We start from the raw sequence: 23,047 nt of genomic DNA, 5'->3' as shown, positions 1-23,047 counted from the left end.
CCGGGCCGTGCGGGGCGCCTCCCGCGAGGGCGGCGCCCCTCCCCCGTGGCGCACGGGCCGCGACCGCGAACAGGACGCCTGGCAGCCTGCTCCGGACAGCCGCGCGGAGCGCGGCGGGGAGGACGGGCCGGGCGCGTAGCGCGCTGCGCTCAGCCGCGCGGGCGGACGTGGAGGTCCAGGCCGCTCGTCCCCGGCGCCTCCACGCCCGGCAGCAGCCGCATGCCGTGGTCGTAGTCGCCGCCGGTGAGCGACCGGTACGGGACCGGCTCGTCCGCGAAGAGCCGGTCGAGCCGCCGCCCGTACTCCCGCTTCGCCGCCTCGAACCGCTCCCGGGACAGGACGTTCGCGTCGTACACCGCGAACGGTTCGAGCGCAGCCATGCCGGTGAACCAGAACAGGCCGTGCTGGAACGGGTGGAGGAGGTCCGCCAGCCGCCCGTGCACGCCCCGGTCGGAGAAGGAGGACTCCGGGGCGCCGGCCGTCACCGACATCAGCGCCCGCCGCCCCGCCAGGGCGCCCTCGCCGTAGGGCGGGGGGAGTCCGGGGCCGTGGGCGAACCCCCGGACGAACACCCGGTCCATCCAGCCCTTCAGGATCGCGGGCACCGAGAACCACCACAGCGGGAACTGCAGGACCACCGCGTCCGACCAGCGCACCTTCTCCTGCTCAGCGGCGATGTCCGGTGACAGCCGGCCCGTCCGGGCGGCCTCCTCCGCGGCGGTCAGCAGGTCCAGTCGCCGGTCGGCGGGGTGGTCGGGGAAGTCGCCGGCGTCCACCGCCGCCCTCCACTTCATCGCGTAGAGGTCGGAGATCCGCACCTCGTGCCCCGCCCCGCGCAGGCGCCCGGCCGCGAAGGCGGTCAGGGAGGCGGTGAGCGAGTGGGGTCCGGGGTGGGCGCTGACGACGAGGATCTTCTTCCGCTGCTGCGGTACGGCTTCGGTCATGCCGCCACACTCCCCCGGGCGCGTCCGGGCAGCCAGTACCCGCTTCGACCGGCGGAACGGCGGTCCTGGTACCGCGAGGGCCACCCATACTGGGCGCATGGACGGCGGGAACCTCATCGACGGGACCGGCAGGGCCGGCGGGGCCGAAGGCGTCGGCGGGACCGGTGGAACCGACGGGCTCGACGGGATCGACGGGACCGGCGGGCTCGGCGGGCTCGGCGGGATCGGCGACACCCGGCGGGCGCTCGGCGCCTTCCTGCGTGCCCGCCGGGGGCGCGTCACACCGGAGCAGGTCGGCCTCCCCGGCGGCCGCCGGCGACGGGTGCGCGGGCTGCGCCGCGAGGAGCTGGCCCAGCTCGCCGGGATCAGCGTGGACTACTACGTACGCCTCGAACAGGGCCGGGCCACCCAGCCCTCCCCCGAGGTGCTCGACGCGCTCGCCGGGGCGCTCGGCCTCGAAGCGGCGGAGCGCAGGCACCTCGACACCCTGACCGCGGGCCGGCACGGGCCCGCGCCCCGTACCCGGGTCAGCCCCCTGCTGCGGCGGATCCTGGACTCCATGGCCCACCTGCCGGCCTTCGTGACGAACCACCGCACCGACGTGGTGGCCTGGAACGAGCTGGGCGCCGAACTGATCGGCGGCCTGGGCGGCCCCGGCCGCCGCGAGCGGAACCAGGCCCGGTACCTCTTCCTGGATCCGGCCTCCTCCCGGGCCGTCTTCCCCGACTGGGAGGACAGGGCGGTGGAGGCCGTGGGCCAGTTGCGGGTCGCCACGGGACGCTATCCCGAGGATCGGGAACTCGCCGCGCTCCTGGCCGAACTGTCCGCCCGCAGCGCCGACTTCCGGCGGATCTGGGCCACCGGCGAGGTCGTGATGTGCGTGGCCGGGCGCAAACGGCTGCGGCACCCGGAGGCCGGGCTGCTCACCCTGGACTACGAGACCCTGCACGTGCCGGCCGCCCCCGGCGAGACCGGTCTCGTGGTGCACGTGTTCGGCGCGCACGAGGACGGCCGTGACGCCGGGGGCCCGGCGGGTACGTGAGGCGGGGCCCGGCGCGGTGGCCGCACCACCGCGCCGGGCCCCGGACGGGAAGGGCCGCTCAGCCCTCCGTGCGCTCCCTCTCGTCCGCCGCGCCGCCCGCGCCGACCAGTCCGCGGGGACCGCCGGAGGCGGCCAGGCGGGGCGCGAAGTGCCTCATCTCGCGCTGCCCGACCCGGCCGATGATCCCCGGCAGGCAGCCGCGGACCGACTGCATGCCGCGCAGCCACCACTGCCCGTAGACGTGGAACGAGCGCCGCTCGATGCCCGCGACGATCCGGTCCACGGCCGGGCCCAGCGGGTACGTCTTGTTGCTCGGCCAGGGCAGCCGGGCGCGCAGGTCGCGCAGCACCTCGTCCTGGTCGGCGCCGCGCACCATGTCGGTGTCGGTCCAGCTCAGGTAGCCGACGCCGACGCGCACGCCCTGGTAACCGACCTCCGCGCGCAGGCTGTGGGCGAAGGCCTCCACGCCCGACTTGGAGGTGCAGTACGCCGTCATCATCGGTGCCGGGGTGATCGCGGCGAGCGAGGCGATCTGGAGCAGGTAGCCGCGCGACTCGATCAGGGCGGGCAGGAAGGCGCGGGCGGTGGTGGCGCTGCCCAGCAGGTTGACCTCGACGACCCGGCGCCAGGCGGTCTCGTCGGAGTCGGTGAAGGGCCCGCCGGCGGCCACCCCGGCGTTGGCGACGACGATGTCCACCGCGCCGAAGCGCTCGCGCACCTCGCGGGCCGCGCGGGACATGGCGGCGTGGTCGGTGACGTCGGCGTGCCAGTGCGCGGAGTCCGTCGGCAGCGACTCGGCGACCTTCCTCAGCTCGTCCGGCTCCAGCCCGACCAGCGCGAGCCGTGCGCCGCGCGCCGCCAGCCTGCGGGCGAGGAGTTCGCCCACGCCCCGGGCCGCGCCCGTCACCACCGCTACCTGGCCCCGGAGGTCCCTGCGTGCCATTACGCGCTCTCCTTCCCGGCCGGCGCCTGGGCCGGCGGTGTCTTCCGCTGTGCGGCTTCCCGCTGTGCGGCTTCCTGCCGTACGCCGCCCGACAGGCGGTCGCGCACCAGCGCGGCCACCGCGCCGGCGACGGCGTCGGGGTCCTCCAGGGGCGTCATGTGCCCCAGGCCGGGCAGTTCGGTCAGGCCGGTGCAGTTCGGCAGCGCCTCGGCGATGCGGCGGGAGAGCACCGGCGGGGTGAGCCGGTCCTTCTCACCGGCGACGACGCCGACGGGCAGGTCCAGGGCGGCGAGGTTGGCGTCCAGGTCCAGCACGGCAAGGACCTTCCGGGCCCAGGAGGCGCGTACGGCGCGCGGGCAGGCGTGCACGATCCGGGCGCACGCCTCCATCTGCTCCCTGGTCGCGCCTGGCCCCATCGTGGCGTACCGCAGGACGCGCATGCCCAGCGGCGTCACCGGCCCCAGCGGCAGGCTGGAGCCGAGCACCGCCTTCTGGATCCGGTAGCGCAGCCCGCCCGCCCGCAGCGGCGCGACGGTGGACTCGTGCAGCAGCCGGGAGCTGCCGGTGTTGCACAGCAGCGCGGCGGCGACGCGCTCGCGCACCTGCGGGCGCCCGGCGGCGGCCATGACCGTCATGCCGCCCATGGAGTGCCCGGCGACGACCGCCCGGGACCCGGCGGCGTCCAGGACGGCGCACAGGTCGTCGGCGAGGGCGTCGGTGCTGTAGCCGCCGGGGCCCACGGCCGGGGAGCGGCCGTGGCCGCGCTGGTCGTAGACGAACACCCGGTGCTCGTCGGCAAGTCTGCGGACCACGGGGCCCCAGAAGGCGGTCGAGCAGGTCCAGCCGTGCACCAGGACGACGGTCGGCCCGTCCTCGCGCCCGTGCTCCTCGACGTGCAGCCGGGAGCCGTCGGCGGAGGTGACGGTCAGTTCGCGGCGCGGGGCGGGCGGGGCGTACGCACCGCCGGCCGTACGGGGTCCACGGCTCATCGGGTCGCCTCCGCCTTCCGCTGCCCGGCGCGGGCCGGGGCCCGCAGCACCTCGTACTCGGCCAGGTCCACGCGCCTGGTCACCTTCGCGAACTCACCGGTCGTGCCCGGCCACACGGTGGTGTTGCGGCCGTTGGCGTCCAGGTACCAGCTGTCGCAGCCGCCGGTGTTCCACACGGTGCGCGCCATCCGCCGCTGGACGTGGTCGGTCCACGAGCGCACCGCCTCGGGGCGGGCGTCGAGCGCGGCCCGGCCGCCCGATCCGGCGGTGAGCGTCCCCAACTGCCGGAGGTAGTCGACCATGTAGTTCAGCTGCGCCTCGATGATGAGGATCATCGAGCTGTTGCCGAGGCCGGTGTTGGGGCCGATGACGGTCATGAAGTTGGGGAAGCCCGCGGCCGTGGAGCCGCGCAGCGCCTCCATGCCGTCCTTCCAGGCCTCGGCCAGCGTGATGCCGTCCGCACCGGTGATGCGCCGGGCGATCGGCATGTCGGTGACGTGGAAGCCGGTGCCGAAGACGACCGCGTCCACCTCGGCCTCGGTGCCGTCGGCGGCCACCAGGGTGTTGCCGCGCACCTCCTTCAGACCGGAGGCGACCAGGTCCACGTTGGGCTCGACCAGCGCCGGGTAGTAGGTGTTGGACAGCAGGATGCGCTTGCAGCCGATGCGGTAGCCGGGGGTGAGCTTGGCTCGCAGCACCGGGTCCTTGACGACCTTGGTCATGTGGTGTCTGGCCAGCTTCTCCACCAGGCCGAGCTGAGCGGGGTGCTTGGTGAAGGCGCCGACCTGGAGTTCCCTGATCAGCCAGAGCATCCGGCGGCGCAGCGCACGCGTGGGGGGCACCTTGGCGTGCAGCCAGCGCTCGGCCGCGGTGATCTCCCGGTCCATGCGCGGCATGACCCACGGCGGGGTGCGCTGGAAGAGGGTGAGCTTCTCCACCAGCGGCTGGATCGAGGGGACGATCTGGATGGCGGACGCGCCGGTGCCGATCACGGCGACGCGCTTGCCGCGCAGGTCGTAGTCGTGGTCCCACCGGGCGGAGTGGAAGACCTTGCCGGTGAAGCCGTCCAGTCCGGGGATGTCGGGGATCCTGGGGTCGGAGAGCGGGCCGGTGGCCGAGACGAGCATGTCGGCGGTCAGGGTCCCGCGGCCGGTCTCGATCTCCCAGTGCAGCGCCCCGGTGTCCCAGCGCGCGTTCAGCACCTCCGAGTCGAAGCGGATGTGCGGGCGCAGCCCGAAGGTGTCGGCGACCTTCTCCAGGTAGGCGCGGATGTGCTCCTGCCCGGAGAAGTTCCGCGGCCAGTCGGGGTTGGGCGCGAACGAGAACGAGTAGAGGTGGGAGGGCACGTCGCAGGCGCACCCGGGGTAGCTGTTGTCGCGCCAGGTGCCGCCCACGGAGTCGCGGCGCTCCAGTACGACGAAGTCCGTGACGCCCGCGCGGCGCAGTCGTACGGCGGCGCCCAGGCCGCCGAACCCCGATCCGATCACCGCCACCCGTACGTGTTCGTGTCCGGCCATGCCGCCTCCCGACTCCGGTGTGTCCTCACACATGAAACACGCCAGTAATCACTGGCATGGTTGGAGGGTAGAGCAGGAACATACCGATGGGTAGGGGTGCGGCGAGGGAAAGTTACCGCCGGTTGCACCCCTGGTCCGGACATCCGGCCACCGCCGCCGCATAGGCTCTCCGGTGTGGCGGACAGATCATCGGCGGACAGCGGACGGACGGACGGCGGACGGGCGGACGGCGCGGCACACGCACAGGCCGGGCCGGAAGGAGACGGCACGGCCCCGCCCGCCGAGTACCGCACGGCCGAACTCGCCAGGGCCGCCGGCATCACCGTGCGCACCCTGCGGTTCTACCGCGAGCGCAGGCTCCTGCCGCCGCCGCGCCGCGAGGGCCGTATCGCCTGGTACAACGAGCACCACCTCAACCGGCTGCGGACGATCTCCGCGCTGCTGGCCCGCGGCCACACCCTCGGCGGGATCGCCGACCTGATCGACGCCTTCGAGAAGGGCCGGGACGCGGGCGGCGCGGCCGAACTGCTCGGCCTGGAGAGCACCCTGGTGCCGCCGTGGTCGGAGGAGACCCCCGTCCGCCTCACCCCGGAGGACCTCGCCGCGCACTTCCCGGGCGAGGTCACCTCCGACAACCTCGCCGCCGCCCTGGACCTGGGCTACGTCGCCGTCGACGGCGACGAGGTCGTCCACGTCAGCCGCCGCCTGCTCGACGCCTCCACCGCCCTGGTGGGCGAGGGCATCCCGCTGGAGGCCGTACTGGAGGCCGGCCGCGTGGTGCGCGAGCACGCCGACGCCGTCGCCGACCTGTTCACCAACCTCGTCCGCGCCCGTCTGTTCACCGACGTCCGCGAGCTCTCCCCCGCCGACCTGCGGCGCCTGTCGGAGGTGATGGACCGGCTGCGCCCGCTGGCCAAGCAGGTGGTCGACGTCGAACTGGCACTGGCCATGGACCGCCGCGTCCGCGCGGAACTGGAGAGCTGGTCGCGGCCGGACGGCCCGGAGGGGGAGGCGGGGACGGGACGGCAGGAGCGGCGGGGGCCGGACGGGGGATCCGGAGGGCCGGACGGGGAGCCGGGGGACCGCCGCGACGGCTGACCGGGCACGGCGCCCGACGGCCGGCCCGCGGCCTGTTCGCGGCCGGCCCGCGGCACCGTGCCCGCGAAGTGCCGTACACGCATGTATGGCCGCCGCCCGCACGGCAACCCGTACCCCGATGGTGCAAGCACAGTCCGCCTCCGCGACACAGTCCGACCGCCCCTCCCTCACGACCCGCACCGTGCGCGCCGTGCGGGCCGAGGCCGCCTGGGGCGTCCGCTCACTGCGCCGCGCCCGGCAGGGGCCGGGCCGGGAGCGCGACGCCGTCGTCCAGTCCCTCAAGGCCGCGCTCGCCGCCGTCCTGGCCTGGCTGGCCGCCGCCTGGCTGCTGCCCGACGCCTTCGCCCTGATGGCGCCCTGGGTGGCGGTGGTCCTGGTGCAGTCGACCGTCTACCGCTCGGTGTGGCAGGGGCTCCAGCAGACGATGGCGATCACCGTCGGCACGGTGCTCGCCGCGGCCCTGGTCATCCCCCTCGGCCATCCGGTGCTGGTGATGATCCTCGTCCTGCCCGTCACCACCCTGCTGGGCAACTGGCCCCGCTTCGGCGCCCAGGGCATCTACGCCTCCACGGCCGCCCTGTTCACCCTCGTCCCCGGCGAGGCCACGCTCGACTCGGCCGTCTCCCGCGTCCTGGCCGCCCTCCTCGGCACCGCCGTCGGCGTCGGCGTCAACGCGCTGGTCCTGCCGCCCGTCCACCTGCGCAGCGCGCGCGACGCGGTGGACTCCGCCGTCCGCGAGGCGCGGGAGATCGTGAGCGAGGTCGCGGAGGGTCTGGACGAGCCCTGGGAGTACGACCGCATCCGCGCCTGGTACGACCGGGCCTGCCGCCTGCCCCGGCTGATCCGCGGCGTGGAGTCCTCGATCGGCTGGAGCCGCGAGAGCCTCCGCCTCAACCCCGAGAGCCGCCGCCGCGCCGAGGCGGCGCGGCTGGCGGCGGTGTACGAGGAGACGATGCCCACGCTCGAGGACGTGGCCGAGCGCCTGGTCGCCCTGACCCGGACCCTGCTGGAGGCGGCCGACGAGGGCGACGAGGCGCCCCGCCCCGGCCACGAGGTCACCCGCCCGTACGCCGGTTTCCTCCGGCAGGTGGCCGCCGCCCTGGACGCCTACGGGCGCACGGTCACCGGCGACGACCCGCAGACGGCCCGCCGTGAACTGCGCGAGGCCGTCGAGGAGGTCCGCGCCGAGCAGGACCGGCTCCGCGCCGAGCTCCCCCGGAACGCCGCCGCGTTCCCCGAAGGGCTGGCGGTGCTGGGCCCCCTCCTGGCGGAGGCCCGCCGTCTGGCCACCACGCTCCTGCCGGGCGGGAGCGGAGAGGGCGGCGGAGGGGACGGCGCCCCGGGCCGTCAGGGCGCGTAGACGACCGTCACCGGCGCGTGGTCGCTCCACCGGCCCGCGTGGTCGGCCGCGCGCTCCACGTGCGCCTTCACCGCCCGCTGCGCCAGCGGCTCGGTGGCGACGTGGTAGTCGATCCTCCATCCCGCATCGTTGTCGAAGGCGCGGCCCCGGTAGGACCACCAGCTGTACGGACCGTCCTGGTCGGGGTGGAGGCGGCGGACCACGTCGGCGTAGCCGGCCTCGTCGAAGACCCGGCCGAGCCAGGCGCGCTCCTCGGGCAGGAAGCCGGAGTTCTTCCCGTTGGCCTTCCAGTTCCTCAGGTCGGCCTCACGGTGGGCGATGTTCCAGTCGCCGCAGACCAGGACCTCGCGGCCGGCCGCGGCGGCGCGCTCGCGCAGCCCGGCCAGGTAGGGCAGGAAGGCCGCCATGAAGCGCTCCTTCTCCTCCTGCCGCTCGGTGCCGGCCTCGCCCGAGGGCAGGTAGAGGCTGGCGACGGTCAGGCCCGGCAGGTCCACCTCCAGATAGCGGCCGGAGTCCGTGAACTCGCTCACCCCGAACCCCACCCGCACCTCCTCCGGCGCACGCCGGGTGAGCACCGCCACGCCCGCGCGCCCCTTGGCGGCGGCGGGGGCGTACACCGCGTGCCAGCCCTCCGGATCGCGTACCTCGCCGGGGAGTTGCTCCGGCTCGGCGCGCACCTCCTGCAGGCACACCACATCCGCGTCGGTGGCGGCCAGCCACTGGGTGTAGCCCTTCTTCGCCGCGGCGCGCAGCCCGTTCACATTGACCGTCGAAATCGTCAGCACCCCGGCACCTTACGATGCGGGCATGCGCATCACGCCCGTCGCCTACGACCACCCCGACGCCGCGAAGCTCACCGACCTGGTGCAGCTGGAGTACGCCGAGCGCTACGGCGGCGAGGGCGACGTCACACCGCTGGCCCCCGGGATGTTCTCGCCGCCCAGCGGCCTGTTCCTGATCGCGTACGACGAGCGGGACCGGCCCGTGGCCACCGGCGGCTGGCGGGCGATGGACGAGAACGGGGAGAACTACCGCGACGGCGACGCCGAGCTCAAGCGGATGTTCGTGGTCCGCGAGGCGCGGCGCCAGGGGCTGTCCCGCCGCATCCTGGCCCTGCTGGAGGAGGACGCCCGGCAGGCGGGGCGGCTGCGGATGGTGCTGGAGACCGGCACCAAGCAGCCGGAGGCGATGGCGCTGTACGAGTCGAGCGGCTACACGCTCACCGAGAAGTTCGGGGTCTACCGGCACGAACCCAACAGCCGCTGCTACGCCAAGCCTCTGCGCTGAGCCTCCGCGCCGAACACCCGCACCGCACCGGTCCGGCCGCTCCTTGACCTCAAGCCCGCTTGAGGTTCTACGTTCGTTCCCGCAGGCCGGTGCCCGCCGGCCCGCGCGGAAGCACACGACGGGGAGGACGGTACGGCCATGACGGACACGGAGAACACCGGCGAGCCCGGATCGGACCGGCGCTGGGACGGCGCGGAGCTGGACCTGGACGCCTATCTGGCCCGGATCGGCCACGACGGGGACCGCTCCCCGACCGAGGCGAACCTGCGCGCCCTGCACCGCGCGCACGTGCTGGGCGTCCCCTTCGAGAACCTGGAGATCGTCCTGGGCAGGCCGGTCCCGCTCGGCCTGCCCGCCCTCCAGGACAAGATCGTGCGCCGGGCGCGCGGCGGTTACTGCTTCGAGCACGCCCGGCTCTTCGCCGCCGCCCTGGAGCGGCTGGGCTTCGGCGTCGGCGGCCTGACCTCGCGGGTGGGCATGGGTTCGGGCCGCGTACGCCCCGCCACGCACGCCGTGCTGCGCGTGGAGACGGCCGAGACGGCGCAGACCGGGCGGGTGTGGATCTGCGACGTCGGCTTCGGGGGCAGCCCGCTGGAGCCGGTCGAGCTGGCCGACGGCGCGCGGACCTCCGGCAGCGGATGGGAGTTCCGGCTGGAGCGCACCACCACGCCCCTGGGCGCTACCGCGGAGGCCCGGGAGTGGGTGCTGCACGAGCGGCGCGGGGCCGGGGAGGAGTGGTCGGACCTGCACGCCTTCACACTGGACCCGCAGTACGTGATCGACTGGGAGGTGGGCAACCACTACGTCTCCACCCATCCCCGCTCGCCGTTCGTCCGGCGCCCGATCGTCCAGCGCACCGGCCCGGACGTCCGCCAGGCGCTGTACGGCGCGACCTGGGTGACCACCGCCCGCGCGGACGGCTCGCGCCGGACGCGGGAGCTGAAGCCGCGCGAGGTGCCCGAGGTGCTGGGGGACGTCTTCGGCATCAAGCTGGACGCGTCCGACGCCGAGGCGCTCGCCGGCGCCGTGGAGCGCCTTCCCGCCGACGACGGTCCGGCCGGCGTACCGGCCGGCTGAGGGGCGGGGCCCCGGCCCGGGCGGTACGCCGCGCCTCCGCCACCGCGCGCGCCCCCGCCCTGCCGGGTGCCCGGCGCCTTCCGGATACTCGCTGTCCCGCCGCCGTCCGCGTCGCTGGCGTTCCCGGCGCGACCGACACCGACGCGCCGCCCCGGCTGACCCGTCTCGCCTTGCACGGCCCCCTCTCCGGGGCGCGGGCCGACCGCATGGTGGCGCGCCTCGCCCGCAACCGCCCCGCCACCGTCCTCGACATCGGTTGCGGCTGGGGCGAGATGACGCTGCGCGTGCTCGAAGCTGTGCCCGGCTGCACGGGCACGGGCCTGGACATCGACGACGAGGACCTGGAGCGCGGCCGCCGGAACGCCTCGTCGCGCGGGCTGGGCGACCGGATGGAGTTCGTGCGGGAATCCGCCGAGCACACCGGGCGCGGTCCCGCCGACCTCGTCCTGTGCCTCGGGGCGAGCCAGGCCCTCACCTCCGTCGAACCGCCCCGTCACACCGCCCCCGCACTCGCGGTGCTGCGCAAGCTGGTCTCCCCGGGAGGGCGCGTACTGCTCGGCGAGGGCTTCTGGCAGCGCGCCCCGACCGCCGCGGAGCTGTCGGGCATGTGGCCGGGGGCGTCCGCCTCGGACCACCTCCCTCTCGCGGGTCTGGTGGACGCCGCCGCGGGCGCCGGGTTCCGGGTCGAGTGGATCGAGACGGCGAACGAGGACGAGTGGGAGGAGTTCGAGTCGGGCTACCTGGCCGATGCCGAGGAGTGGCTGGCGAGCCACGGCGGCCGTCCCTCGGCCGCCGGAGTCCGGGAACGTGTGGAGGGGCACCGGTCCGCCTGGCTGCACTACCGGGGTGTGCTGGGGCCGGCCTACCTCACGCTGATCCCCGCCGGCTGACCGGCGTCACTCCGGCCCGCCGCCCGTTCCGTTCCGTCCGCCGTTCCGTCCGCCGCCCGTTCCGTTCCGCCCGTCACCCTGCCCGCCGTCCTGGCGTTCGGCTGCGATCCCGGCGGCGATCCCGGCGGCGATGGCCTCCCACACGCGCGGCGGCGGCCGTACGGACACGCTGTCGGCGGGGGCGGCGCGGCGGGCGGTGTCCGCCAGCTCCCGCAGGGCCGCCAGTTCCTCGCGGCAGGCGGCGCAGTGCTCCAGATGCCGCTCGGCGGCACGGGTCTCCTGTTCGGAGGCCTCGCCGAAGGCGAGCGCGGCCGACAGGGTGGGGTCGCAGTGGTCCACGCCGTCCTCCTCCTCGCCGTGCCGCCGTGGCGGCCTGTCGCCGGACCGTACCGTGCCCGCCCGGCCCCGGTCGTCCCCGAGCCTCACTCCCCGGCGGGTACGGCGTACACCAGCAGGTTCTTCTGGTAACCGCCGCTCTCCCGGTCGTACGGGGGCGCGCAGGTGACCAGGGTCAGCACCGGGCGTCCGTCGCGCCGGAACACCTCGTCGGGGAGGCTGTCCTGGTCGACCACCTCACGGGCCGTCACCTCGTACCGCAGCGGCGGGGCGTCCTTCCGCTCGACGGTGATGTCGTCGCCTTTACGGACGCCGTACAGCTTGGCGAAGGCGCCCAGGTCGCCGGTGCGGTCGTCGACGTGGCCGACGACGACGGCGGACCCGGCGGGCGCGCCCGGCGCCGGTCCGTAGCGGTACCAGCCGGCCTGCCCGGCGTCCTCGGGGATCTCAACCGTGCCGTCGTCCTCGACCCCGACGTCCTGGACGCGGGCGTCCAGGGAGAGCCGTGGGATGCTCAGGGCCACCGGCTCGGGCGCGGACGCGCCGCCCCCGTCTTCGGCCCGGCTGTCGTGGACCTCGAACGGCGCCCCGGCCGCGGGCTCCTGGGCCCGCGGCCGGTCGCCGAAGTCCTGCGGCACCGCGGCTCCGGACGGCCGCAGCGACCAGGCCAGCAGCGCCGCCAGGACGGCGGCGACCACCGCGGCGGCCGTCACGGCCGCCGCGGAGGGCCGCCCACCCCCGATGAGGGCACGCATGGCCGTCAGTTGTCCCTGGCGTAGCGGCGGCGGGCGGCCAGCAGACCGGCGACCGCGACGGCGCCCGCGGTGCCCCAGGCCAGCCAGGTGGTGGCGGACTCGTTGTCCGCGGCCATCGCGCCGCTCTCACCGGCGTCCACGCCGCCCGGCGCGGAGGCCATGCCGCTGATCGTCTGCGTCTTCAGCGCGAGGTTCTCGTCCTCGGCGCTGCCCCAGGCGTAGACGACGGTGTTGGCGCCTTCACCGAGTTCCAGGTCGGCGGGGCCGATGGCGACGGTGTCGGTGCCGGCGAGGACCACGTCGGCGCTGACCGTGCCGGCGGGCACCTCCAGCGACTTCTCGTTGGGGTTGGTCAGGCCCTCGATGACCGGTTCTCCGCCGGCGCGGACGTCCACGGCGGGAGCCGCGGCCACGTGGCGGACGGTCAGCCGGGACTGCCCGGCCGGGACCTTGGAGGTGTCGTTGACGAAGGCGGTGAGGACGGGGTCGCCCTCCGCGTTCAGGTGCGCGGCGAGCGTGGCGTTCGCGCCGGCCGGTACCTCGACGCTCTTCTGGATGGCGGGGTCGCCGTCGGGACCCTCGCCGTCCGCGAAGACCTCGATGTCGTAGGTGCCCGGGTCCAGGGACTGGGGCTCGGTCAGGGTGCCGGGCTCGAAGTCGGGGAGCAGCTCGTTTCCGTTGGCGTAGACGTCCACGGTGAGGCCGGGGACGCCGTGGAACACCGAGACCGATGCCTTCTCGCCCTGCCCGTGGGCGTCCGCGGAGGCCGGGACGGCCACGGCGAGGGACAGTGCGCACGCACCGGCGGTGACGGAGACGATCTTCCTGCTGCGCGAGTTCATCATCGGGATTTCCCTTCGTGGGAGCCCCGCTCAGGTGCGGGACTTCACCCTCTCTTCCGGACGGCCGGCCCTTTCGGATGCACTTGGCGGCGGATTTCGCGAACTGATTCCCCGTCGCCTGTTGTGGGGGGTCGGTTGGTCGGCGTGCCGCTACGCCCTTCCTCGGGCGCTTCCACGGTTGCTGTCACGGTTCAGAGCGGGCCGGTCCGGGCCGTTCCCCCGTGCTCCGAGAGCCTGGGGGGTGCGGCCCTCCGCGCCGATCCCCGCCGCTGCCAGGCGGCGCCTGCGCTCCTCCTCGGCGGCGGCCTGTTCGGGGTGGCGCCTGAGCCAGTATGGGTTGTCGTGGGGCAGTCCGCCACTTATCCGCCCGTACATCCCGAATGTGAGGATCACCAGGCCCATCAGGAAGCTGAAGATGACGTTGGGCATGCGGAACGCCAGGATGTTGGCGGACGTCTCCAGCAGGGCCAGGTTGACGAAGCCGCTGAGGATGAACAGCGCGCCGACCGTCATGTTGAGCGTGGAGGCGAAGTTGCCGCCGATGACCGCGCCGATCACCAGAAGTGCCCCGACGGTCACGGAGATCAGGCTCAGCAGGCCGTTGCTGGACAGCCCCGCTATCTCGGAGCCGGTGGTGTCGAAGAAGTCGAGCCGGTTGGCGAATCCGAGGATGCCGAAGACCAGCAGGACGACGCCGCTGACGGCCGCGCCGTAGCGGTAGACACCGGCCAGCCGGTGGTCCATGGGCAGTTCGTCGCGGATTTTCATGGTTCACCGTCTCCTCACGGGAGTTCACGGAGGGTCACGGGGTGTACCGGAGGGCTTCCATCCGCCGGCGCAGCCGCAGCAGCCCCCTGCGGGCGTGCGCCTTGACCGTGCCCAGGGGCAGGCCGGTGCGGCGGGCTATCTCGGTGTGGGTGAGGTCCTCGTAGAAGGCCAGGAAGAGCACCCGGCGCTGGACGGCGGGCAGTCCGGCCAGCGCGCGGGCGACCAGGAGGCGGTCCAGGACCTCGTCCGGATGGGGTCCGGCCGCGGCGGGTGGGAACGTGGAGCCCGCCGCGGCCGGCTCGCGGCGCCGGGCGCGGGAGGCCAGCGCGTCGGCCGCCACCCGGCGGGTGATGCCGACGAGCCAGCCCGGCAGCGAGCCGCGCTCGGGCCGGTAGGTGTCCCGGCCGCGCCAGGCGGCCAGGAAGACCTGCTGGGTGACGTCCTCCGCGTCCTGGGTGCCGCCCAGGACGCGGGCGGACAGGGTGTGGACGAGCGTGCCCCAGCGCTCGAAGAGTTCGGCCAGCGCCCACTCCTCGCCGCGCACCAGGGCGCGGGCCACCTCCTCGTCGGCCGCGGCCGCGCCGCCGGGGACCGGCCGGCGCGGCCTCGCGAGCACCTCCGGACGAGGGGCCGCCACCTGGACCGTCGCAAGCGTCATGGCTTCGCTCCTCCCACCGGGCGCCGGGTGCGCTTCGGTAGTGCCACGGTGAATCGCATGACGGATGACGGCAAGTTGCATCGTTTTTGCATCGACTACCCTGGAGGCATGGCGGATCCCGTGGAACCCCCGCCCGGACGGGCGGGGCTCAGCACCGGCGCCGTCGCCCGGCGGCTGGGCGTCGCGCCCACCACCCTGCGCTCGTGGGACCGGCGGTACGGGCTGGGGCCGAGCGTCCGGGAGGACGGCCGTCACCGGCGGTGGTCGCCGGAGGACATCGCGGTGCTGGAGGCCATGTGCCGCCTGACCGCCTCCGGCGTACCCCCGGCGGAGGCCGCCCGCCGGGCGCGCGCCGCCGCCTCGCCCGGGCCGGTTTCCCCACCGACCGCGCAGCCCGTGCAGCCGGTGCAGCCCGTGCAGCCGGTGCAGCCCGTTCCCGCGGAGCCCGCACCACCCGGCGAAGCCGCGCTCCCCGCCGAACCCGCTGCCGCACCGTCCACCGGGCCCACACCGTCCACCGGGCCCGCACTCCCCGCCGAACCCGCCGAACCCGCCGGACCGCCCCCCGCACCGGCCCGCGCGGGGGGCGGCAACACCCTCCCCGTGGGCAGCAGCGTGAGCCGGGAGTGCCGGGGCCTGGCCCGCGCGGCCGTACGCCTGGACGCCCCCGCCCTCGACGACCTGCTGGACAGGGCGATCGCCGCGCACGGCGTGCCCGGCGCCTGGGAGGAGGTGATCATGCCCACCCTGCGGGCGGCGGGCCGCAAGTGGGTCACCTCCGGGGAGCGCTACGTGGAGGTGGAGCACCTGCTGTCCTGGCACGTCTCCTCGGCCCTGCGCCGTGTGGCGGCCCGGCCGCGCTCCGCACCCGCCGCCTCCCCCGCGTCCTCCGCCCCGGTGCTGCTGGCCTGCGCGCCCGACGAGACCCACACCCTCCCGCTGGAGGTCCTGGCCGCCGCGCTGGCCGAGCACGGCGTCGCCGTCCGCATGTTCGGCGCCTCCGTCCCGGCCGGGGCGATGGAGGAGGCCGTCCGCCGCACCGGGCCGTCCGCCGTCGTCCTGTGGTCCCAGACCCGCCGTACCGCCGATCCCGCCCTGGTGCGCCGGGTGCGCGCCACCGCCTGGGGCGTGCGCGGCGCCCGCGTGCGCCCCGCCGTACTGGTCGCCGGGCCGGGCTGGCGGGGGCTGCGCCTGCCGGGCATCGCCCGCCCCCGCGGCCTGCGCGACGCACTCGACCTGCTGACCGCCCCGGCGGAATCCCGGCCGCCGGGCCGTCCGGCCTGACATGCTCGGGAGGCCGACCGCCGAAGGGATCACCGTGGCACAGCCCGAGCACGAGACCCGCACCGCCCTCCCGCCCGCGTTCGAATCGATGACCCTGCTGGTCGCGGCCGTCATCGTCCACGACCGGACCGCCGACCGCGTCCTCCTCCTCCAGCGCGGGCCACGGGCCAGGTTCGCGCGGGGGATGTGGGACCTGCCCACCGGCAAGAGCGACCCCGGCGAGCCCGTCACCGGGACCGCCGTGCGCGAACTCCGCGAGGAGACCGGCCTGATCGTGAAGGCCGAGCACCTGCGCCTGGCCCATGTCGTCCACGGGGCCTGGGGCGTGGAGTCCCCGAACGGCTACCTCACGGTCGTCTTCGCCACCCACGAGTGGTCGGGCGAGCCCGAGAACCGCGAACCGGGCAAGCACTCCCAGGTCCGCTGGACCCCAACCGACGCGATCCCGGAGAACTTCGTCCCCTCCACCGCCGGCGCCCTCCGCGGCTACCTCACCGGCGGCCCGCGGCTCTCCCTCGTCCGCTGGGACACCTGAGGCACCGAGCGCCGGGCGCCGAGCGCCGGGCGGGGCACCGGAGCCTGTTCGGCCTGCTCGGCCGGGCGACACCCCACCCCGACCGATAGTTCACGCTTCACTGGATTCAGGATTCCGTGTACTGTCATGGCGTGTTGACCGTCGCCTCCGACATCGAGGTGCTGGCCCGGTTCGGCCGCGCGCTCGCCGATCCGATCCGCTGCCGGCTCCTGCTCGCCCTACGGCAAGCCCCGGCCTACCCCTCCGACCTCGCCGACTCCCTCGGGATCTCCCGCACCCGGCTGTCGAACCACCTGGCGTGCCTGCGCGACTGCGGCCTGGTGGTGACCGTGCCGGACGGGCGCCGCATCCGCTACGAGCTGGCCGACGAGCGCCTCGGTCACGCGCTGGACGACCTGCGCACCGCGGTGGTGGCGGTGGAGAGCGACCGCACCTGCGCCGAGACCGACGAGGCGGGATGCTGCCCATGACCGCCGTATCCCCGGGTCCTTCCCCCCGGCGCGATGTCCTGGCCCGTCGCATACGGCTACTGGTCGCCGTGACCATCGCGTACAACGTCGTCGAGGCGATCGTCGCGATCACAGCCGGAACGCTGGCCTCCTCCGCCGCGCTGATCGGCTTCGGCCTGGACTCCGCCGTCGAGGTCTCCTCCGCCGCGGCGGTCGCCTGGCAGTTCTCCGCTCGCGACCACCAGGTGCGCGAGGCCAGGGAGAAGAGGACCCTGCGCATCATCGCGGTCTCCTTCTTCGCGCTCGCCGCCTACGTCACCGTCGACGCGGTCCGGGCGCTCACCGGCGCCGGCGAGGCCGAACCCTCCGTACCCGGAGTGGTGCTGGCCTCCCTGTCCCTGGCGATCATGCCGTTCCTCTCCTTCGCCCAGCGCAGGGCCGGACGCGAACTCGGCTCGGCCTCCGCGGTGGCAGACTCCAAGCAGACCCTGCTGTGCACCTACCTCTCGGCCGTCCTGCTGGTGGGCCTGCTCCTCAACGCCACCCTCGGCTGGTCCTGGGCCGACCCCGTCGCCGCCCTGGTCATCGTCGCCGTCGCGGTCAGGGAAGGCCGCGAGGCCTGGCGGGGCGAGAACTGCTGCGCTCCCTCCCTCCCCACCGCGGCGGCCCCCGGCCCGGCCGACGCGGACGGGTGCGGCTGCGGCCCGAACTGCGCCTGACACGAGCCGGACTCGGGTCGCCGTGCCGCATGCGAGGCCGAGCGGGCCGGTATCCGGACAGGGCCGACCGACTCCGACACGGCGCGCACACACCGAACCTCCTCGGTGGAAGACGTTCGCGTCCACGCGCGGGAGCCAGCCTCCGAGGCGATGCCCCTAACGGCCGCCGTCTTCCGCCGTCCACGTCCGGGCCGCCGACCACGTCGTCCTCGTCCGGCGCGGCCCGCGGGCCGAGTTCGCACGGGGGATTGGGCCCCGCCCACCGGCAAGGGCGACCTCGACGAGCACGAGAACCGGACGAACACCCCAGGTCCACTGGCACGGATGGGCGCCCCGGGTGCCTGCGGCTGAGACCGGTCGGTACCCCTACGGCGTCGGCGGCCTTCCCGTATCTCCCGGGAAGGCCGTCGGCATCACGACCCGCGACCGAGCCGCCTCCCCTGCCTCAGCCCCGGTGGGCGGCCTGGAGGAGCAGGACCACGGCGACGGCCGAGACCGCGACCAGGAGGATGGTCCACGTACACGACTCCGGACGCCCGCGGCGCCCGCGGCGGGACATCACCGGTCCGCCCCCTTCCACTCCGCGCCGCCGAACAGCGGCTGCGGGCCGGCCGGTTCGGCGATGCGGTGGGCGTGTACGGCGAGACCGCCGTGCTCGTACGACCAGCCCTGCGCTGACCTGGCACATGCTGACCGGACCGGCGGTCCTGCTTGCGATCGCCGGCGTCGGAGCCCTGCTGGACCGGCCCCGGGCGGGCCTGCGGGACATGGCTCCGGAGGAAACGCCGGAACGTTCGGGAACGCTGAAGGGAACGGAGTGGGATGCCGCGCGCATACGCACCGAGATGCTCGCCCGGCAGCGCACAGTTCTCGTCACCGACGCGGAGGACGTGTCGAAGCCTGCGAGTTCGGCGCGGGACCGGGTCAAGACCTCCACGCTCCGGGAGTACTTCCGGCCCGTGGCCCATGAGCAGGTCCGCGGCCGGCAGGTGACCGTGTACGGGAGGCGTACGCCCGGCCGACCTTCGTGACCTCGGACCTCGGACTTCGGGGCCGGAGCGGTTCGGCGGCGTCAGGAGAGATCCGCCGCCCGTGACCCGCTGTACTCCGCTGCCGTACGGCACGGAAAAGCCCCTCCCGGGAGACCTTGGGAGGGGCTTTGAGCTGTGTGGACCTGAGGGGATTTGAACCCCTGACCCCCTCGATGCGAACGAGGTGCGCTACCGGACTGCGCTACAGGCCCTTGCAACGGGTGAAACCCTAGCATCCCCATGCCCGTGCGCGGAAATCCGTTCCCGCGCTGGTCACGGTGCGCGGGGCGACGGGGGCGCCCGGGGCGGGCGGGGTCACTCGTTGGCCGCGCGGGGGCGGTCCTCGTCCGCGTACTGGTCGAAGAGCGGGGTGCGGTGGCGCGGCGAGGACGAGTGCGGGGAGGCCGGGGCGGAGGGCCGGGCGGGCTCGGAGGAGGCCGTGGTGGAGCGGGCGGAGCTCCAGGCGTCCGGGGCCTCCAGGTCCACGCTGCGGGCCGTGCGCGGGGCGACGGGGGCGTTGACGTACGTGGGCAGCGGTACGGGGGTGGGCTCCCAGCCGCTCTCCACCGGCGCGGGGGTGCGCTCGCGGCGCTGGGCGTCCACCCACTCGGCGTGGTCGGTCTGCTCCACCAGGGCCCGCCGCTCGTCCGCCTCCGGGTCTGAGGCCGGCTCGGGGGCCGGTTCCCGGGTACGGGCGGAGGCGCCCCGGCCGGTGGCGGTACGGCCGGTGGCGCGATCGGCCGGCTCCGCACGGTCGGCGGCGCGCTCCGCACGGCGCTCGCGCAGGTGGCGGGCGGCGGCCTCGGCGTGGCGCCGGTCCATCACGAACTCGAAGCGGCGCCTCTCCTGGGCGCGCATGTGGGCGATGTAGGCGCTCAGCAGCCCGGCCGGGATCGCCGGGGCCCACAGGAACGCGATGCCGCCGACCGCCGCGACGATCGCGCCGAGGGTGAAGGCGAGGAAGAGCACCATCGTGGTGCGCCGGCGGCGGGCGAGGAGTTTGGCCCGGCCCTTCTGTCCCTGGTCGGACTGGTTCGGCTGATTCACCTGGCCCGGCCGGGCCGGTCGGTCCAGGTGGTCCTGCCGGGGGCGGCGCACCTCGGTGGGGGCCTCGGCGCGCGCGACCGTCGCGGGGCCGGGGACCGTGATGTGCTCGGTCACGGGGTCGGCGAGGGCCCGGACGTCGACGCCCGGGGCACTCTGGTCGTCACCGTCGGCGGGGCCGCCGTCCCCGGACGCCCCCTTGAGGTTCCTGGCGTACCGGCGCTCCATGCCCGCCCGGCCGGACAGCAGCCGGATGGCGGTACCGAAGCGCTCCGTCGGACGAGCCTCGTTGAGTTCGTCCTGCCGGCGGAGCCACATCGGCACCAGGTAGGCGGCCCAGGCCCCGACGATGACTGCGTAGATGAGGCCGCTGCTGCTCACCCACCACACGGTAGAGGGGTTTCGCGAAGGTGATACGCCAATTGGCGCGGTGTGTCGCACGATCCGGCTGATATCTCAACCGTTTTTCGTGATTACGGCGGCCTGCCTCCGCGAATGTGTCCGCCCGATGACTGTAGGGTGTCCTACCCTCGGGCAATATCGAACATTTATTTTATTTCTGCGAGGCGCCGGGAAGAGAGCGCCGGTGCCAGCGGTTCAGCAGGCCCTCGGGGACGTCCTCCGTGGTCAGCGCGTAGACCAGGTGGTCGCGCCAGGCGCCGTCGATGTGCAGATAACGCGGCCGCAGCCCTTCCTCGCGGAATCCGAGTTTCTCCACCACCCGCCGGCTCGGCCCGTTCTCCGGGCGGATGCAGACCTCGATACGGTGCAGTCCGACGGTGCGGAAGCAGTGGTCCACGGCGAGCGCGACGGCCGTCGGCATCACACCGCGTCCGGCCACCTCCCGGTCCACCCAGTAACCGACATGACCCGAGCACATCGAGCCCCAGGTGATGCCCGCGACGGTGAGCTGGCCGACCAGCCGCCCCCGGTACTCGATCACGAAGGGCAGCATCCGGCCCGCCTGCGCCTCCGTCCGCAGATGCCGGACCATCTGCCGGTACGTCGGGCGGCGCGGCGGCAGACGGCCGGGCAGGGCGGGCGGAACGGTGGCCTCCCAGGGGCGCAGCCAGTCGCGGTTGCGCTGGTTCACCTCGCGCCAGACGCGGTGGTCGCGCAGCCTTATGGGGCGGAGGGTGATGTCACCGTCCGTCAGATCGACCGGCCAGGATGCGTTCAGTGGGGTGCGTCCTTCCTGGGGTGGTCGCCGCCGTGGATCTGGTCCACGGCGTGCGGCAGCAGGGGCTCCAGGACCGCCAGGCCGTCGCGTACGCCTCCGGTGGAACCCGGGAGGTTGACGATCAGGGTGCGGCCGGCGACGCCCGCGACACCGCGCGAGAGGGCGGCGGTCGGCACCTTGGGCCTCCCCGCGGCGCGGATGGCCTCGGGGATGCCGGGTACCTCGTGGTCGAGCACGGCCCGGGTCATCTCCGGGGTGCGGTCGGTGGGCGAGATGCCGGTGCCGCCGGTGGTGAGCACCACGGCGTAGCCGTCGGCCACGGCCTCGCGCAGCACGTCCTGGACGGGCTCGCCGTCGGGGACGACGCGCGGGCCGTCGGTGGCGAAGCCCAGCGCGCGCAGGGCCTCGGCCAGCAGCGGGCCGGTGGTGTCGGAGTAGACGCCCGCGGCGGCGCGGTTGGAGACGGTGACGGCGAGGGCGCGGCGGGCCATGGGCACGGGGCCGGAACCGGGCTCTGCCCCGGAAGCGGGCATGTGCGCGGACACGGGCTCGGTCATCGGCCGCGGCTCCAGTCCCCGGAGGCTCCCCCGGTCTTCTCCTCCACCCGCACGTCCGTGATGACGGCCCCCTTGTCGACGGCCTTGACCATGTCGACGACCGTCAGCGCCGCGACCGACACGGCCGTCAGCGCCTCCATCTCCACGCCCGTGCGGTCGGTGGTGCGCACCGTGGCCGCGATCTCCACCGCGTCGTCGGCGACGGCGAGGTCGACCTTCACCCCGGACAGCGCCAGCGGGTGGCACAGCGGTACGAGGTCGGGGGTGCGCTTGGCGCCCATGATCCCGGCGATACGGGCGACCGAGAGCGCGTCGCCCTTGGGCACGCCCTCGCCGCGCAGCAGTTCCACCACCCGGGGGGAGACGCGTACGCGGCCGGTGGCGCGCGCCGTGCGGGCGGTGACGTCCTTGGCCGAGACGTCGACCATCCGGGCCGCGCCCGCCTCGTCGATGTGGGTGAGGCCGGCGGCCCCGTCCGTTGGACTCCCCTGTCGCGCGCTGCTCATCGCTCTCCCGCGTCGGTCCGCTCCGGACGACAACGGTACCCGCCGCGGCGCGGGCGCCGTCGCCTCAGTCCAGGAGCACGACCTCCAGTTCGTCGCCCCGGGCGACCTCCGTGGTCCGCTCGGGTACGACGACCAGCGCGTCGGCGCGGGCCAGGGAGCCCAGCAGATGGGAGCCGGGGCCGCCCACCGGGCGGACCGTGCCCAGCTCCTCCCCGGCGGCCGGGGGCAGGTACCGGCCGCGCAGGAACTGGCGCTTGCCCTCCGGGGAGGCGATCGGCTCCTCGCACTCCAGGCGGGCGGTGACCGTGCGCCGGTTGACGGGCTCCAGGCCCATCAGGGCGCGCAGGGCCGGGCGGACGAACAGCTCGAATGAGACGTAGGAGCTGACCGGGTTGCCGGGGAGTGCGAACAGCGGGATCCGGTCGGGACCGACCAGGCCGAAGCCCTGCGGCTTGCCGGGCTGCATGGCCAGGCGGCGGAACTCCACGCGGGCGGGGGGCCGGCCCGCGCGGTGCGCGCCGGGGGCCTCGGGCTCCCCGCCGCCCCCGCCGTTCCCGTCTTCTCCGCCGTCCCCGCCCTCGTCCCCGTCCCCGTGGCCCGGCTGCTCGGCGCCGCCCAGCACGGTGCCCTCCAGGCCGGTGAGCGCCTCCTTGACCACGTCGTACGCGCCGACGCTGACGCCGCCGCTGGTGACGACGGCGTCGGCGCGGGCGAGCTGGTCCTCGATGACGGTGCGCAGGGTGGCGGCGTCGTCGGCCACCGCGCCGACGCGGTAGGCGATGGCGCCGGCGTCGCGGGCGGCGGCGGTCAGGGCGAAGCTGTTGGAGTCGTGGATCTGGCCGGGGCCCAACGGCGCGCCGGGGCGGACCAGTTCGCTGCCGGTGGAGAGCACCACCACGCGCGGACGGGGCCGTACGGTGACGGTGCCGCAGCCGACGGCGGCCAGCAGGCCGATCTGCGCCGGGCCCAGGACGGTGCCGGCCTCCAGGGCGACGGAGCCGGCGCGTACGTCGCTCCCCCTGCCCCGCACGTACTGCCGCGCCGTCACCGGGCGGTGGACGCGGACCTCGCCGGCCGCGCCGGACGGGTCGGCGCTGTGGGCGGCCATGGCGTCGGCCGGGCCGCCGCCGGCCAGGGCCTCCACCGACTCGCGGACCTCCAGGGCGTTGCCCGCGGTCAGGCCGAGCGGGGTTGACATGTCGGTGAGCAGGGCGACGGTGCGCACCCCGTGGTCGG

26 protein-coding genes and 1 tRNA gene are annotated in these 23,047 nt (G+C 74.9%); 11 read left to right on the top strand and 16 right to left on the bottom strand.

What is annotated here, in order from left to right; genetic code table 11:
* Positions 1 to 149: 149 nt before the first annotated feature.
* The gene (locus ACLIYP_RS20590) at positions 150 to 944 is read right to left on the bottom strand and encodes an NAD(P)H-dependent oxidoreductase (protein WP_412714602.1); all 795 of its coding nucleotides are present in this window, start codon (positions 942 to 944) and stop codon (positions 150 to 152) included.
* Positions 945 to 1,041: 97 nt separating this feature from the next.
* Here ACLIYP_RS20590 and ACLIYP_RS20585 point away from each other — a divergent pair, with 97 nt between their 5' ends.
* On the top strand, positions 1,042 to 1,986 hold the full coding sequence (locus ACLIYP_RS20585) for a helix-turn-helix domain-containing protein (protein WP_412714601.1): 945 nt from the start codon (positions 1,042 to 1,044) through the stop codon (positions 1,984 to 1,986).
* A gap of 58 nt (positions 1,987 to 2,044) precedes the next feature.
* Here the strand turns inward: ACLIYP_RS20585 and ACLIYP_RS20580 are convergent, their stop codons facing one another.
* Genes ACLIYP_RS20580 through ACLIYP_RS20570 form a run of 3 tightly spaced genes read right to left on the bottom strand, consistent with a single transcriptional unit; the run spans position 2,045 to position 5,435 of the window.
* On the bottom strand, positions 2,045 to 2,929 hold the full coding sequence (locus tag ACLIYP_RS20580) for an SDR family oxidoreductase (protein WP_412714600.1): 885 nt from the start codon (positions 2,927 to 2,929) through the stop codon (positions 2,045 to 2,047).
* Positions 2,929 to 3,918 (bottom strand): alpha/beta fold hydrolase, encoded by a 990-nt coding sequence (locus tag ACLIYP_RS20575; protein ID WP_412714599.1) that lies wholly within the window; start codon positions 3,916 to 3,918, stop codon positions 2,929 to 2,931. The genes ACLIYP_RS20580 and ACLIYP_RS20575 overlap by 1 nt, the downstream gene beginning before the upstream one ends.
* Positions 3,915 to 5,435 (bottom strand): flavin-containing monooxygenase, encoded by a 1,521-nt coding sequence (locus ACLIYP_RS20570; protein ID WP_412714598.1) that lies wholly within the window; start codon positions 5,433 to 5,435, stop codon positions 3,915 to 3,917. Before ACLIYP_RS20570 ends, ACLIYP_RS20575 begins: the two co-directional genes overlap by 4 nt.
* Before the next feature lie 174 nt (positions 5,436 to 5,609).
* On the opposite strand from ACLIYP_RS20570, the gene ACLIYP_RS20565 reads away from it, so the two are divergent.
* Entirely contained in the window at positions 5,610 to 6,533 is a 924-nt protein-coding gene (locus tag ACLIYP_RS20565; protein WP_412714597.1) for a MerR family transcriptional regulator, read from the top strand.
* Positions 6,534 to 6,651: 118 nt separating this feature from the next.
* Complete coding sequence (locus ACLIYP_RS20560; protein ID WP_412714596.1) at positions 6,652 to 7,893, top strand: FUSC family protein; 1,242 nt, start codon at positions 6,652 to 6,654, stop codon at positions 7,891 to 7,893.
* On the opposite strand, the gene ACLIYP_RS20555 is transcribed toward ACLIYP_RS20560, so the two are convergent.
* Positions 7,881 to 8,678 (bottom strand): exodeoxyribonuclease III, encoded by a 798-nt coding sequence (locus tag ACLIYP_RS20555; protein WP_412714595.1) that lies wholly within the window; start codon positions 8,676 to 8,678, stop codon positions 7,881 to 7,883. The genes ACLIYP_RS20560 and ACLIYP_RS20555 overlap by 13 nt on opposite strands.
* A gap of 22 nt (positions 8,679 to 8,700) precedes the next feature.
* Between ACLIYP_RS20555 and ACLIYP_RS20550 the strand changes: the two genes are divergently transcribed.
* The 3 genes from ACLIYP_RS20550 to ACLIYP_RS20540 all read left to right on the top strand — a co-directional run bounded on the left by ACLIYP_RS20550 (position 8,701) and on the right by ACLIYP_RS20540 (position 11,147).
* Entirely contained in the window at positions 8,701 to 9,180 is a 480-nt protein-coding gene (locus ACLIYP_RS20550) for a GNAT family N-acetyltransferase (RefSeq protein ID WP_412714594.1), read from the top strand.
* Between the two features lie 138 nt (positions 9,181 to 9,318).
* Complete coding sequence (locus tag ACLIYP_RS20545; RefSeq protein ID WP_412714593.1) at positions 9,319 to 10,257, top strand: arylamine N-acetyltransferase family protein; 939 nt, start codon at positions 9,319 to 9,321, stop codon at positions 10,255 to 10,257.
* A 170-nt stretch (positions 10,258 to 10,427) separates the two neighbouring features.
* Positions 10,428 to 11,147: an SAM-dependent methyltransferase gene (locus tag ACLIYP_RS20540; RefSeq protein WP_412714592.1), complete on the top strand. Its 720-nt coding sequence runs from the start codon at positions 10,428 to 10,430 to the stop codon at positions 11,145 to 11,147.
* A gap of 6 nt (positions 11,148 to 11,153) precedes the next feature.
* On the opposite strand, the gene ACLIYP_RS20535 is transcribed toward ACLIYP_RS20540, so the two are convergent.
* The 5 genes from ACLIYP_RS20535 to ACLIYP_RS20515 all read right to left on the bottom strand — a co-directional run bounded on the left by ACLIYP_RS20535 (position 11,154) and on the right by ACLIYP_RS20515 (position 14,506).
* The gene (locus ACLIYP_RS20535) at positions 11,154 to 11,573 is read right to left on the bottom strand and encodes a hypothetical protein (protein WP_412714591.1); all 420 of its coding nucleotides are present in this window, start codon (positions 11,571 to 11,573) and stop codon (positions 11,154 to 11,156) included.
* Positions 11,570 to 12,238 (bottom strand): class F sortase, encoded by a 669-nt coding sequence (locus ACLIYP_RS20530; protein ID WP_412714590.1) that lies wholly within the window; start codon positions 12,236 to 12,238, stop codon positions 11,570 to 11,572. The genes ACLIYP_RS20535 and ACLIYP_RS20530 overlap by 4 nt, the downstream gene beginning before the upstream one ends.
* A 5-nt stretch (positions 12,239 to 12,243) precedes the next feature.
* Positions 12,244 to 13,083 (bottom strand): DUF4397 domain-containing protein, encoded by an 840-nt coding sequence (locus tag ACLIYP_RS20525; RefSeq protein ID WP_412714589.1) that lies wholly within the window; start codon positions 13,081 to 13,083, stop codon positions 12,244 to 12,246.
* Positions 13,084 to 13,230: 147 nt separating this feature from the next.
* On the bottom strand, positions 13,231 to 13,848 hold the full coding sequence (locus tag ACLIYP_RS20520; protein WP_412714588.1) for a DUF4383 domain-containing protein: 618 nt from the start codon (positions 13,846 to 13,848) through the stop codon (positions 13,231 to 13,233).
* A gap of 34 nt (positions 13,849 to 13,882) precedes the next feature.
* Positions 13,883 to 14,506, bottom strand: a complete 624-nt coding sequence (locus ACLIYP_RS20515; RefSeq protein ID WP_412714587.1) for a sigma-70 family RNA polymerase sigma factor — start codon at positions 14,504 to 14,506, stop codon at positions 13,883 to 13,885.
* Between the two features lie 108 nt (positions 14,507 to 14,614).
* Between ACLIYP_RS20515 and ACLIYP_RS20510 the strand changes: the two genes are divergently transcribed.
* The 5 genes from ACLIYP_RS20510 (at position 14,615) to ACLIYP_RS20490 (ending at position 18,524) form a co-directional block, all read left to right on the top strand.
* Positions 14,615 to 15,790: a MerR family transcriptional regulator gene (locus ACLIYP_RS20510; protein WP_412714586.1), complete on the top strand. Its 1,176-nt coding sequence runs from the start codon at positions 14,615 to 14,617 to the stop codon at positions 15,788 to 15,790.
* 1 nt (position 15,791) lies between these two features.
* On the top strand, positions 15,792 to 16,325 hold the full coding sequence (locus ACLIYP_RS20505) for an NUDIX domain-containing protein (RefSeq protein WP_412714585.1): 534 nt from the start codon (positions 15,792 to 15,794) through the stop codon (positions 16,323 to 16,325).
* A 131-nt stretch (positions 16,326 to 16,456) separates the two neighbouring features.
* Entirely contained in the window at positions 16,457 to 16,795 is a 339-nt protein-coding gene (locus tag ACLIYP_RS20500; protein ID WP_412714584.1) for an ArsR/SmtB family transcription factor, read from the top strand.
* A complete protein-coding gene (locus ACLIYP_RS20495) occupies positions 16,792 to 17,493 on the top strand; it encodes a cation transporter (RefSeq protein ID WP_412714583.1) in 702 nt (233 codons plus the stop codon). The genes ACLIYP_RS20500 and ACLIYP_RS20495 overlap by 4 nt, the downstream gene beginning before the upstream one ends.
* A 686-nt stretch (positions 17,494 to 18,179) precedes the next feature.
* Positions 18,180 to 18,524 (top strand): hypothetical protein, encoded by a 345-nt coding sequence (locus ACLIYP_RS20490; RefSeq protein ID WP_412714582.1) that lies wholly within the window; start codon positions 18,180 to 18,182, stop codon positions 18,522 to 18,524.
* A 138-nt stretch (positions 18,525 to 18,662) separates the two neighbouring features.
* On the opposite strand, the gene ACLIYP_RS20485 is transcribed toward ACLIYP_RS20490, so the two are convergent.
* The 6 genes from ACLIYP_RS20485 to ACLIYP_RS20460 form a co-directional block, all read right to left on the bottom strand.
* A tRNA-Ala gene (locus ACLIYP_RS20485) sits at positions 18,663 to 18,736 on the bottom strand.
* Between the two features lie 103 nt (positions 18,737 to 18,839).
* Entirely contained in the window at positions 18,840 to 19,949 is a 1,110-nt protein-coding gene (sepX, locus tag ACLIYP_RS20480) for a divisome protein SepX/GlpR (RefSeq protein ID WP_412714581.1), read from the bottom strand.
* 172 nt (positions 19,950 to 20,121) lie between these two features.
* Entirely contained in the window at positions 20,122 to 20,748 is a 627-nt protein-coding gene (locus ACLIYP_RS20475; protein ID WP_412714604.1) for a GNAT family N-acetyltransferase, read from the bottom strand.
* Positions 20,745 to 21,239: a MogA/MoaB family molybdenum cofactor biosynthesis protein gene (locus ACLIYP_RS20470; RefSeq protein WP_412714603.1), complete on the bottom strand. Its 495-nt coding sequence runs from the start codon at positions 21,237 to 21,239 to the stop codon at positions 20,745 to 20,747. The genes ACLIYP_RS20475 and ACLIYP_RS20470 overlap by 4 nt, the downstream gene beginning before the upstream one ends.
* Positions 21,240 to 21,301: 62 nt before the next feature.
* Complete coding sequence (gene moaC, locus ACLIYP_RS20465) at positions 21,302 to 21,811, bottom strand: cyclic pyranopterin monophosphate synthase MoaC (protein WP_093660779.1); 510 nt, start codon at positions 21,809 to 21,811, stop codon at positions 21,302 to 21,304.
* 64 nt (positions 21,812 to 21,875) lie between these two features.
* On the bottom strand, positions 21,876 to 23,047 hold a 1,172-nt coding region (locus tag ACLIYP_RS20460; RefSeq protein ID WP_412714580.1), incomplete at its 5' end, for a molybdopterin molybdotransferase MoeA.

The organism is Streptomyces nanhaiensis (genome assembly GCF_046614825.1).
GTDB lineage: Bacteria > Actinomycetota > Actinomycetes > Streptomycetales > Streptomycetaceae > Streptomyces > Streptomyces radiopugnans.
Note: the sequence above shows the minus strand (reverse complement) of the source record. Positions and strands in the feature narration are given on the sequence as shown.

Bases quoted from the DNA above. Each gene is read 5' to 3' on its own strand.
- ACLIYP_RS20590 (WP_412714602.1), bottom strand. From the start codon at position 944: ATGACCGAAGCCGTACCGCAGCAGCGGAAGAAGATCCTCGTCGTCAGC.
- ACLIYP_RS20560 (WP_412714596.1), top strand. From the start codon at position 6,652: ATGGTGCAAGCACAGTCCGCCTCCGCGACACAGTCCGACCGCCCCTCC.
- ACLIYP_RS20515 (WP_412714587.1), bottom strand. From the start codon at position 14,506: ATGACGCTTGCGACGGTCCAGGTGGCGGCCCCTCGTCCGGAGGTGCTC.
- moaC (WP_093660779.1), bottom strand. From the start codon at position 21,811: ATGAGCAGCGCGCGACAGGGGAGTCCAACGGACGGGGCCGCCGGCCTC.
- ACLIYP_RS20525 (WP_412714589.1), bottom strand. From the start codon at position 13,083: ATGATGAACTCGCGCAGCAGGAAGATCGTCTCCGTCACCGCCGGTGCG.
- ACLIYP_RS20490 (WP_412714582.1), top strand. From the start codon at position 18,180: ATGCTGACCGGACCGGCGGTCCTGCTTGCGATCGCCGGCGTCGGAGCC.
- ACLIYP_RS20580 (WP_412714600.1), bottom strand. From the start codon at position 2,929: ATGGCACGCAGGGACCTCCGGGGCCAGGTAGCGGTGGTGACGGGCGCG.
- ACLIYP_RS20545 (WP_412714593.1), top strand. From the start codon at position 9,319: ATGACGGACACGGAGAACACCGGCGAGCCCGGATCGGACCGGCGCTGG.
- ACLIYP_RS20520 (WP_412714588.1), bottom strand. From the start codon at position 13,848: ATGAAAATCCGCGACGAACTGCCCATGGACCACCGGCTGGCCGGTGTC.
- ACLIYP_RS20495 (WP_412714583.1), top strand. From the start codon at position 16,792: ATGACCGCCGTATCCCCGGGTCCTTCCCCCCGGCGCGATGTCCTGGCC.
- ACLIYP_RS20530 (WP_412714590.1), bottom strand. From the start codon at position 12,238: ATGCGTGCCCTCATCGGGGGTGGGCGGCCCTCCGCGGCGGCCGTGACG.
- ACLIYP_RS20510 (WP_412714586.1), top strand. From the start codon at position 14,615: ATGGCGGATCCCGTGGAACCCCCGCCCGGACGGGCGGGGCTCAGCACC.
- ACLIYP_RS20575 (WP_412714599.1), bottom strand. From the start codon at position 3,918: ATGAGCCGTGGACCCCGTACGGCCGGCGGTGCGTACGCCCCGCCCGCC.
- ACLIYP_RS20570 (WP_412714598.1), bottom strand. From the start codon at position 5,435: ATGGCCGGACACGAACACGTACGGGTGGCGGTGATCGGATCGGGGTTC.
- ACLIYP_RS20550 (WP_412714594.1), top strand. From the start codon at position 8,701: ATGCGCATCACGCCCGTCGCCTACGACCACCCCGACGCCGCGAAGCTC.
- ACLIYP_RS20470 (WP_412714603.1), bottom strand. From the start codon at position 21,239: ATGGCCCGCCGCGCCCTCGCCGTCACCGTCTCCAACCGCGCCGCCGCG.
- ACLIYP_RS20505 (WP_412714585.1), top strand. From the start codon at position 15,792: ATGCTCGGGAGGCCGACCGCCGAAGGGATCACCGTGGCACAGCCCGAG.
- ACLIYP_RS20585 (WP_412714601.1), top strand. From the start codon at position 1,042: ATGGACGGCGGGAACCTCATCGACGGGACCGGCAGGGCCGGCGGGGCC.